The sequence below is a fragment of the Hydrogenophaga sp. genome (assembly GCF_041633695.1).
Classification (GTDB): Bacteria; Pseudomonadota; Gammaproteobacteria; order Burkholderiales; family Burkholderiaceae_C; genus Hydrogenophaga.
Genome location: NZ_JBFJMY010000509.1, coordinates 1 through 2752, shown reverse-complemented (window position 1 = coordinate 2752; position 2752 = coordinate 1). Strand labels below are relative to the sequence as shown.

Annotated in this window: 3 protein-coding genes; 2 read left to right on the top strand and 1 reads right to left on the bottom strand. The window is 66.2% G+C overall.

Annotation, left to right across the window (positions count from 1 at the left end):
• Positions 1 to 374: 374 nt before the first annotated feature.
• Positions 375 to 1331, bottom strand: a complete 957-nt coding sequence (locus ABYB95_RS20890; protein ID WP_372661425.1) for a tripartite tricarboxylate transporter substrate binding protein — start codon at positions 1329 to 1331, stop codon at positions 375 to 377.
• Between the two features lie 151 nt (positions 1332 to 1482).
• Here ABYB95_RS20890 and ABYB95_RS20885 point away from each other — a divergent pair, with 151 nt between their 5' ends.
• Together ABYB95_RS20885 and ABYB95_RS20880 are read left to right on the top strand one after the other, a co-directional pair.
• Positions 1483 to 2172, top strand: a complete 690-nt coding sequence (locus ABYB95_RS20885) for a response regulator transcription factor (protein WP_372661422.1) — start codon at positions 1483 to 1485, stop codon at positions 2170 to 2172.
• Positions 2169 to 2752, top strand: a 584-nt coding sequence (locus tag ABYB95_RS20880; protein WP_372661419.1) for a sensor histidine kinase N-terminal domain-containing protein, incomplete at its 3' end; no start/stop codon positions are given. The genes ABYB95_RS20885 and ABYB95_RS20880, both read left to right, overlap by 4 nt.

Sequence of the window (2752 nt, the reverse complement as noted above, 5' to 3'; positions counted from 1 at the left end):
TCCATGCGACTGGTCGGCGCCTAGAGTCCACTCGGGCGGCCCGTTCTATCGCTTGCTGCCCAAGGAGCCTGCGGATCGGTATTCCACGGTCACCCTATCGTTGTTCAGACCATGCGCGGGCGTGGCATTTCTGTCGTCACAAGGGTCGCGTGACCACGCCGTTTCTCAGGATATCCATGCTGCTTGCCGTCGCGTTTGCCCTCGCGCTTCACAAGCAACGCCAAGGTGATGCCCCGGCATTCGGGCGGTGCTTGTGCTCGGTGGTGCTGTTGCAGCTTTGCGCGCCGAGCGGGCATCGTCAAAGGCGCAGAAGAGGCGCAGGGGCGGCCGCGCATGCCGCTGTCTCTACTGTCTCTGTAGTGGCTGGCCGCGCCTCAAACCATGCCGGCCCGCACCATGGTGGCCCGCAGCGTGGCGAAATCGCGCTCGACGAAGGCGTCGAAGGCGCTGCCTGTCAATACGGCGGGCGTCCAGTTGTAGCGAGCCAGCGTCTCGGCCCAGGCGTTGCTGCGGGTGGCCTGCACCACCAGAGCGGTGAGCGCGTCCCGTTCGGTGGCGCTGATGCCCGCCGCCGCATACACCCCGCGCCAGTTGCCGATTTCCACGTCAATGCCCTGCTCTTTGAGCGTGGGCACGGCGATGCCTGGCAGGCGCTGCGGCGAGGTGACGGCGATGGCGCGCATTTTTCCGCTGGCGATGTAGCGGGCAAATTCGCTCAGGCCACTGCCGCCCACGGTGACGTTGCCGCTGAGGATGGCGGCGGTGGCTTCACCGCCGCCCCGGAAAGGCACGTAGTTGATCTTGGCGGCCGACACGCCCACCGCCTGCGCGATCTGCGCAACGGCGATGTGTTCGGTGGAGCCGCGCGAGCCCCCGCCCCAGCGGATACTGCTGGGGTTTTTCCTGAGCTGGGCCACCACGTCGGACATGCTCTGGTAGGCCGAATCGGGGGGCAAGACGAACACGTTGTATTCGGTGATCAGGCGCGCGATCGGGGTGAGCTGGGTCAGGGATACCGGGGGTCGGCTGGTGATGATGCCGCCCAGCATCACCGCACCCATGACCATCAAGGCGTTGGGGTCGCCCCGGCTGGTGTTGTAGAACTGGGCCAGACCGATGCCACCCGCAGCCCCGCCCTTGTTCTCGTAGCTCACCGTGGCCAGGTCCAGGGTCTGCAAGGCGCGCCCCAGGGCCCGGCCCAGGCTGTCCCAGCCGCCACCCGGGTTGGCCGGGATCATCAGGCGCACATCCATGCCGGCACGGCCGGGCAGCGGCAGACAGGCCAGCAAGGCCAAGGCGCCCAGGGATTTGAGAAAAGTGTCGCGATGCATCGCGCGCTCCAAGGTTTTTTGGCTCATCGAATCCAATATGCTGCAACACCAGACTGTCAGCCCGCTGTCTGGCGCCACCGGGCAAACCCTAGACAATGCGGGCACACCCGGTGCCACCGGTCCACTGCATCCTGCCCATAATCGTGCAGACATGAAACTGCTTCTGATCGAAGACAACCTCACCATGCAGACCACCTTGCAGCGCTCGTTCGAGCGGCGTGGCATGCAGGTGCTCACCTGTGGCGATGGGTCCAGGGCGCTGGCGCTGTGGCAGGCCAGTTTGCCAGACGCGGTGCTGCTGGACCTGAGCCTGCCCGGCGTGGACGGACTGGAGGTGCTGAGCGCGGCGCGTGCGGCGGGCCTGACCACGCCGGTCATCATCCTCACGGCGCGCGGCACGGTGGGCGACCGTATTCTGGGACTCAACATCGGTGCCGACGATTACATGGCCAAGCCCTTCGATCTGGACGAGCTCGAAGCCCGCGTGAAAGCGCTGGTGCGGCGTTCGGCCAATCCGGTGGACAGCGCCGCCATCGCAGCGCCACACGCGCCCGCCTGGTGCGGCCTGCACGCCGAACACGACAGTGGCGCGGTGTATTTCCAGAACCAGTTGCTGGAGCTGGCGCCGCGCGAAGCGGCCTTGCTGCGTGCGGTGCTGGCACGCCCCGGGCATGCCATTTCCAAGGAGCGCCTGTTCGAGCTGGTGTTTCCCGGCGAGAGCCAGGCACAGCCCGAAGCGATCGAAGTGGTGGCCTACCGCCTGCGCAAACGCATCGCCCACACCGGCGTGCAACTGGTGACGCTGCGCGGCCTGGGCTACCTGCTCAAGGCCAGTCCATGAAGACGGTATCGCTGCGCCGCACTTTGCTGCTGGGCATTTTGCTGCCGGTGTTCGGCTTCATTCTGATCAACACCGTGGTCCTCTACCGCCAGGCCCTGGCCGCCGCCGACACCGCCTACGACCGCACCTTGCTGGCCACGGCAAAGTCGCTGGGCGAACAGCTGCAGGTGGTGGGCAGCGGCGAGCAGGCGCAGGTGCGTTCGTCCCTGTTGTACTCGGCACTCGAAGCCTTCGAGGCCGACAACCGCAGCCGCATTTTTTACCGCGTGAGTGGTTTTTCGGGCGAGATGGTCTCGGGCTTTGAAGACCTGCCGCTGTGGCGCGGGCGCTTGCCCGAGCAAAGCATTTATGCCGCGCTGGTGGCGTTTTACGACGACGAATACCGGGGCTTTCCGGTGCGCATGGCGGTCCTGCTGCAGCCCGTGGCCGGCGTGGACGGTCAGGGCATGGCGACGATACAGGTGGCCGAGACCCTGGAATTGCGCCAGACGCTGGCGCGGCAGATCCTGATCGACACGCTCTGGCGCCAGGCCGGCCTGGTGATCGTGATCGTGCTGGTGGTGGTGTTCGTGGTGCAACG